The organism is Thioalkalivibrio sp. ALE14 (assembly GCF_000376845.1).
Taxonomy (GTDB): Bacteria; Pseudomonadota; Gammaproteobacteria; order Ectothiorhodospirales; family Ectothiorhodospiraceae; genus Thioalkalivibrio.
This window is the reverse complement of sequence record NZ_AQXY01000024.1, coordinates 126,330-132,915: the sequence shown is the minus strand read 5'-3', so window position 1 is coordinate 132,915 and position 6,586 is coordinate 126,330. Positions and strand designations below refer to the sequence as shown.

The 6,586-nt window shown below is 68.4% G+C and carries 7 protein-coding genes; all 7 read right to left on the bottom strand.

Annotation, left to right across the window (positions count from 1 at the left end; translation table 11 throughout):
* On the bottom strand, positions 1 to 210 hold a 210-nt coding region (locus F572_RS14740), incomplete at its 3' end, for a transposase (RefSeq protein ID WP_018158411.1).
* Positions 211 to 374: 164 nt separating this feature from the next.
* Positions 375 to 2,069: an NAD+ synthase gene (locus F572_RS0105060; RefSeq protein WP_017940413.1), complete on the bottom strand. Its 1,695-nt coding sequence runs from the start codon at positions 2,067 to 2,069 to the stop codon at positions 375 to 377.
* Between the two features lie 7 nt (positions 2,070 to 2,076).
* Complete coding sequence (sucD, locus tag F572_RS0105055; RefSeq protein ID WP_017940412.1) at positions 2,077 to 2,952, bottom strand: succinate--CoA ligase subunit alpha; 876 nt, start codon at positions 2,950 to 2,952, stop codon at positions 2,077 to 2,079.
* Positions 2,949 to 4,109 (bottom strand): ADP-forming succinate--CoA ligase subunit beta, encoded by a 1,161-nt coding sequence (gene sucC, locus F572_RS0105050; RefSeq protein ID WP_017940411.1) that lies wholly within the window; start codon positions 4,107 to 4,109, stop codon positions 2,949 to 2,951. The genes sucD and sucC overlap by 4 nt, the downstream gene beginning before the upstream one ends.
* A gap of 70 nt (positions 4,110 to 4,179) precedes the next feature.
* A complete protein-coding gene (gene panD / locus F572_RS0105045) occupies positions 4,180 to 4,560 on the bottom strand; it encodes an aspartate 1-decarboxylase (RefSeq protein WP_017940410.1) in 381 nt (126 codons plus the stop codon).
* A 287-nt stretch (positions 4,561 to 4,847) separates the two neighbouring features.
* The gene (gene panC / locus F572_RS0105040) at positions 4,848 to 5,726 is read right to left on the bottom strand and encodes a pantoate--beta-alanine ligase (protein WP_017940409.1); all 879 of its coding nucleotides are present in this window, start codon (positions 5,724 to 5,726) and stop codon (positions 4,848 to 4,850) included.
* Between the two features lie 30 nt (positions 5,727 to 5,756).
* Complete coding sequence (panB, locus tag F572_RS0105035; RefSeq protein WP_017940408.1) at positions 5,757 to 6,551, bottom strand: 3-methyl-2-oxobutanoate hydroxymethyltransferase; 795 nt, start codon at positions 6,549 to 6,551, stop codon at positions 5,757 to 5,759.
* Positions 6,552 to 6,586: the final 35 nt, after the last annotated feature.

The following is a 6,586-nucleotide window of genomic DNA, read 5'->3' as shown; positions in this document are numbered from 1 at the left end:
CAACTCCTGTTCCTGACCGTTCGAGGCCGGCTCAGTAACGGCTTCGCCGGCCGCCTTGCGCCGCGCCTCACGCTGCCAGCGGGACAGCATGCTCCGGTTGATCCCGAGCCGCCGGGCCGCCTCCGTGCAGCCATAGCCCTGGCTCTCGACCATCGCAATCGCGTTGGCCTTGAACTCCCGGCTGTATCGCGCTCGTCTCTGCTTGCTCACATTCACCTCCAGTTACCCATCTAGTGTGGCTTAACTGGGGTGTCCGCTGTCATTGGACCACTTCATTCAGAACCTTCGGTACTTCCTGTCTTCCTGTGAACCGTCCTTGACCTTCTTCGTGCCTTCGTGTGCTTCGTGGTGAACTCTGCGCGCGTCGGCGCGGATCAGTCCGGGCGGTAGCCGGAGGTGATGGGGTAGCGCCGGTCGCGGCCAAAGGCGCGCGGGCTGACCCGTATTCCGGGCGCGGCCTGGCGACGCTTGTACTCGGCAACGAATACCATGCGCGCGATGCGCTCCACCGTGGGGCGATCGAAGCCCTGTGCAACGATCTCGGCGACCGACTGCTCCTGCTCGACGAAGGCCTCGAGGATCGCGTCCAGCACCTCGTAGGGCGGCAGCGAGTCGGCGTCCTGCTGATCCGGCGCCAGCTCCGCGCTGGGCGGACGCTCGATTACCCGTTCCGGGATGGCCGGACCGCGCGTGTTGCGCCAGCGTGCCAGGCGGTACACCCACTGCTTGGAGACATCCTTCAGCGGCGCGAAGCCCCCGTTCATGTCGCCATACAGCGTGGAATACCCCACCGCCATCTCGGACTTGTTGCCGGTGGCCAGCAACAGCTTGCCGCTGCGGTTGGACAGCGCCATCAGCAGCACGCCACGGGCGCGCGCCTGCAGGTTCTGTTCGGTCACATCCCCCGTCCCGGCCGGGTACGCCGCCAGGGCATCCCCCAGCCCGGCCATGAAGCTCTCCACCATCGGCTCGATGGCGATCTCGTGGTATTCCAGCCCCAACAACCGCGCCTGCGCCTCCGCGTCCTCGATGCTCATCGAGGCGGTATAGCGATACGGCATCATGACGGCAGTGACCGCCGCCGGACCCAGGGCATCGGTCGCCAGCGCCGCCGTCAGGCCGGAGTCGATCCCGCCGGACAGGCCCAGCAAGACCCCCGGGAAACCGTTCTTGGCCACGTAGTCGCGGATGCCGATCATCAGCGCCTGATAGAGATCGCGGGCGTCCGCCTCGTCCGGTTCCGGGCCGGGGTCGGTCAGGGTCGGAAGCATGCCGCAGGCGGACAGATGCATATGCTCGTCGCGGGACCGCAGGACCGGCCCCTGCGCACTGCGACTCGCCTCTACCTGGCCCTGGCCGGTGGCCCAGGCGGGCAGCACGGCGCGGGCCCCGTTGACCGGGTCGTGCACGAACGAGCGGCCATCGAACACCAGTTCGTCCTGCCCGCCCACCTGGTTCACGTAGACCACCGGACAGCCGGTCTCGGCCACGCGCTGGCCCACCACCCGCAGGCGCTCCTCGGCCTTGCCGCGGTGGTAGGGCGAGGCGTTGAGATTCAGCAGGAGCTCGGCCCCGGCGGCTTGCGCGGCGGCCGCCGGGGCCGGCTGCCAGATGTCCTCGCAGACGGTCAGCCCGATCTGCCAGCCATCCAGCTCGACCACGCAGGGGGCATCGCCAGCAACGAAATAGCGCTGCTCGTCAAATACCGAATAGTTGGGCAGGACCTGCTTGGCGTAGCGCGCGATACAGGCCCCGTCGCGCAGCCAAAGGGCCGCATTGATCAGGCCGCCATCTCCCTGCACCGGGGCACCCAGGATCACGTCGATATCCCGCGCCGCCCTGGTGATCGCCACCACCGCGCGCTCCACGCCCAGCAGGAAGGCCGGGCGCAGCAGCAGATCCTCGGGGGGATAACCGGTGACCGCGAGTTCGGGGAACACCACCGCGCGGGCGCCGCCGGCGCGGGCCTGCTCGATCGCCTCGAGAATGCGGTGGCGGTTGTCATCCAGACCGCCCACCACCGGGTTGATCTGGGCCAGGGCCAGACGCAGGGGCTGGTCGGCGCTCATCGCAAATTCAGGCGCTGGCAAGCGCGGACTGCATCGCAGCGCCCAGCTCGGCCGGGCTCTCCGCCACGGTCGCGCCGGCCTCGCGCAGGGCCGTCATCTTCTGCTCCGCGGTGCCCTGACCGCCGGCGATGATCGCGCCGGCATGCCCCATGCGCCGGCCCGGCGGGGCTGTGGCGCCGGCGATATAGGCGGCCACCGGCTTGTCGAATTCGTCCGCGATATAGCGCGCGGCGCGTTCCTCGGCATCGCCACCGATCTCGCCCACCATCAGCACGCCGTCGGTCTCCGGATCGTCGTGGAACAGGCGCAGGCAGTCGACAAAGTCGAGGCCCTGGATCGGGTCGCCGCCGATGCCCACACAGGTGCTCTGCCCCAGGCCAAGGTCCGAGGTCTGCTTGACCGCCTCGTAGGTTAGCGTGCCCGAGCGCGAGATGATGCCGATGCGCCCGCGGCGGTGGATATAGCCAGGCATGATCCCGACCTTGCAGGCCTCCGGGGTGATGACACCCGGGCAGTTCGGGCCGATCAGGCGCGTGGGGCTGCCCGCCAGCACCTGCTTGACCCGCACCATGTCCTGTACCGGGATGCCCTCGGTGATGCAGACCGCCAGCTCGATCCCGGCATCCGCCGCCTCGCAGATCGCGTCCGCGGCGAACGGCGCCGGGACATAGATCATGCTGACGGTCGCGCCGGTGGACGCCACCGCATCGGCGACGGTATCGAACACCGGCCGGTCCAAATGGGTCTGCCCGCCCTTGCCCGGGGTCACGCCCCCGACCAGGCGGGTGCCATAGGCGATGGCCTGTTCCGAGTGAAAGCTGCCCTGCTTGCCGGTGAAGCCCTGGCAGATCACCTTGGTGTCGCGGTCGACGAGGATACTCATGCCACGGACTCCACCACGGCGCGCGCCGCCGCGTCGAGATCGGCGGCCGGGATCACATCCAGGCCGGAGTTGGCCAGCGCATTGCGGCCCTGTTCGGCGTTGGTGCCCTCCAGGCGCACCACCACCGGCACCTGGACCTGGATCTCGCGGATCGCGGCGATAATGCCCTCGGCGATCAGGTCGCAGCGCACGATGCCGCCAAAGATATTCACCAGCACCGCCTTCACCGATGGGTCCGACAGGATCAGCTTGAACGCCGCGGTGACCCGCTCCACCGTGGTACCGCCGCCGACATCGAGGAAGTTGGCCGGCGAGCCGCCGTGGTGCTGGATCAGATCCATGGTCGCCATTGCCAGCCCGGCGCCGTTGACCATGCAGCCGATGGAGCCGTCCAGGCGGATGTAGTTGAGGTCATGCTCGTGCGCCTGCTCCTCGGCCGGGTCGCGCTGACGCGCGTCGCGCTCCGCGAACAGTGCCTTCTGGCGGTAGGCCGCGGAGTCGTCAATCGTCAGCTTGGCGTCGATCGCCAGCAGCCGGTCATCCCCGGTCAGCACCAGCGGGTTGATCTCGAGCAGCTGGGCATCGAGCTGCTGGAACAGGGCGTGGGCATTGGTCACCAGTTGCGCCATGGCCTTGGCCGCGTCGCCGGAGAGGCCCAGGGTCGAGGCGACCCGGCGGCCATGAAACGGCATCACGCCCGTGGCCGGGTGGATCGGCAGGGTCACCACGGCCTCGGGGCGCTCCGCCGCCAGGGTCTCGATGTCCATGCCGCCCTCGGCCGAGACCACCAGCGCCAGGCGCTCGCGCGAGCGGTCCACCAGCATGGCGAAGTAGAACTCGCGGGCGATATCGGCCGCCGGCTCCAGCAGCAGCTGGTCCACCGGCAGGCCCTCGGGGCCACTCTGACCCGTCACCAGGCGCGATCCCAGCAGCTTGTCCACCGCCTCGCGCGCGGCATCGAAGGAGTCTGCCATCACCACGCCACCAGCCTTGCCGCGGCCACCCGAGTGGACCTGGGCCTTGACCAGCACGCGCTCGGCGTCCAGGGCCTGCCAGGCGGCCGCGAGCTCATCCGGCGACGTGATCACCTGGCCATCGGGGACCGGGATGCCCGCGTCGCGAAAACGCGCCTTGGCCTGAAATTCGTGGAGATTCATGGGCGTCGAGGATAGCGGCGCACCCCCGGCCCGACAACTGCGGGCGGGGCGTGCGCGGAGGAGAGGGAAATCAGGCGGCCTGGACCGGGATGCCGTGGCCGGTGCGGATGATCCGGTTGTCCGCGTCGAGATAGACCAGATCGGGGGTGAATTCGCGGGCCTCGGCGGCCTCCATCTGGCCGTAGGCGCAGATGATCACGCGATGCCCCACCGCCGCCTTGTGCGCGGCCGCGCCGTTGACCGAGATGATGCCGGAACCGGCCTCGCCCTCGATCGCATAGGTGGTGAAGCGCTCGCCATTGTCGACGTTGTAGATCTGGATCTGCTCGAACGGAAGGATGCCGGCCGCCTCCAGCAGGCGGGTATCGATCGCGCAGGAGCCTTCATACTCCAGCTCGCAATGCGTGACCCGGCCCTGATGCAGTTTGCCTTTCAGCATAGTGACGACCATACGGCGTATTCCCAGCTTGTACCTCGGAAGGGCGGGAAATTATCCGCGATCCCGGCGACCACGGCAAACCCGCCTGTTCGGATCGATGGTTTTTTCACCACAAAGCGAACGAAGACACGAAGGTAAAGAGCGTTTACAGGAAGACGCGAAGATCGGAAGGGGCCGGATGGACCCCGATCGTCAACGCACTGCCAATCGAGAGTTCCTTCCTGTCTTCCAGCCTTCCTGTGAATGGCCCTTGAACTTCTTCGTGTCTTCGTGCGCTTCGTGGCCACAAAAAAACGGGGTCAGTCCGTGCGGGTGCGGACGTTGTCGATCAGGCGGACGTCTTCCAGCCAGGCGGCGGACAGGACCACGAGGTCCTGCTCGGCCAGCGGCGCGCCGGTTTGCGGTTCCATCAGGTCCTCGGCGCGGCGGATCGACAGGTATTCCGGGTCGAACCCGGCCTCGCGCAGCCGGTCGCAGGCACGCCCCTCCACCTCGGGGATGCGGTCGGCATCGAACACGGTGGCCGTGCGGCAAACGGTCGCCACCTCGTCCAGCACCCGCTTGAGTTCGGGGGCGGTGGCGCGCGCCTCTTCGGACAGCTGCTGGTTGCGCGAACTGAAGGCCAGCCCGTCCGGCTCGCGCACCGTGGGGATGGCCTCCACCCGGGTCGGGATGTCCAGCCCCTGCACCATGCGCTCGATCAGCTTGAACTGCTGGAAGTCCTTCTCGCCGAACAGGGCCAGGTCCGGGCGCACCAGGTTGAACAGCTTGGTCACCACGGTCGCCACGCCGTCAAAATGCCCGGGGCGGTAGTCGCCCTCCAGGATCTCCGACAGCACCGGGACGACCACGCGCACCGGGGGCACCCCGTCGTCGGGATACATGTCCTCGTTGCTGGGACAGAACAGTGCATCCACGCCGGCATCGGTCGCCAGACGGGCATCCTCCTCCAGGCTGCGCGGATACCGTTCCAGATCCTCGGCACGGTCGAACTGCAGAGGATTCACGAAGATCGACACCACCACCCGCTGGGCGCGCGCCCGCGCATGCCGGATCAGCGTCAGGTGGCCTTCGTGCAGGTTGCCCATGGTGGGCACCAGGGCCACGGTACCGCGCCCCTTGCGCGACCACTCTCGATGCATGGCCACCAGTTGCGGCCGATCACGCAGGATTCTCATGGGTCAGGGTCCGTCCTTCGGGAAACGCAGTTAACTGAAGGTATGCACGCCGGATTCGGGGAAGGCCCGGGTCCGCACGGCTTCGCAGTAGGCGCGCACCGCGCCCTCCAGGGAGCCCCCCTCGGCGAGGAAGTCGCGCGCGAAACGCGGCGGCTCGGGCGTCAGGCCAAGCACGTCCGACAGCACCAGCACCTGGCCGTCACAATGCGGGCTCGCCCCGATGCCGATCACCGGCACACCGGCGCTGCGCACGATGGCGTCCGCGAGACTCTCGGGGATGCCTTCCAGCAGCAGGGCCTGCGCCCCGGCGCTCTCCAGGCGTGCGGCCAGGCATTCCATCTCCGCCGCGGCCTTCGGGTCGCGGCCCTGCACCCGGTGACCGCCGAAGCGGTGGACCGCCTGCGGGGTCAGGCCCAGGTGGGCGCAGACCGGGATACCGGCGGCCACCAGGCGCTCGACCACCGGGACCTCGTACGCACCGCACTCGACCTTGACCATGTGGGCCCCGGCGCGCAGCAGTGCACCGGACTGGGCCAGCGCGGTGGAGGCGTCGACATCGCCGAGAAACGGGATATCCGCCATGATCAGGGCGTTCTCGCTGCCACGCGCGACGCAGGCGACGTGATAGACCATGTCGTCGAGGGTCACCGGCAGGGTAGTCGAATGACCCTGCACCACCATGCCGAGCGAATCGCCGACCAGGATCACGTCGACGCCGCAGCGGTCCAGCAGCCCGGCGAAGGCCGCGTCATAGGCGGTGAGACAGGCGATCGGCTCGCCGGCCTGCTTGCGCCGGGCCAGGGTATTCACGGTAATCGGCCGCATGCTCATGCCTCCCGGACAGTCCGGATTGCCACCCT

Excerpts from the sequence above, each read along its gene's own strand:
- F572_RS0105060 (WP_017940413.1), bottom strand. The coding sequence starts at position 2,069 with ATGAGCGCCGACCAGCCCCTGCGTCTGGCCCTGGCCCAGATCAACCCG.
- sucD (WP_017940412.1), bottom strand. The coding sequence starts at position 2,952 with ATGAGTATCCTCGTCGACCGCGACACCAAGGTGATCTGCCAGGGCTTC.
- sucC (WP_017940411.1), bottom strand. The coding sequence starts at position 4,109 with ATGAATCTCCACGAATTTCAGGCCAAGGCGCGTTTTCGCGACGCGGGC.
- panD (WP_017940410.1), bottom strand. The coding sequence starts at position 4,560 with ATGGTCGTCACTATGCTGAAAGGCAAACTGCATCAGGGCCGGGTCACG.
- panC (WP_017940409.1), bottom strand. The coding sequence starts at position 5,726 with ATGAGAATCCTGCGTGATCGGCCGCAACTGGTGGCCATGCATCGAGAG.
- panB (WP_017940408.1), bottom strand. The coding sequence starts at position 6,551 with ATGCGGCCGATTACCGTGAATACCCTGGCCCGGCGCAAGCAGGCCGGC.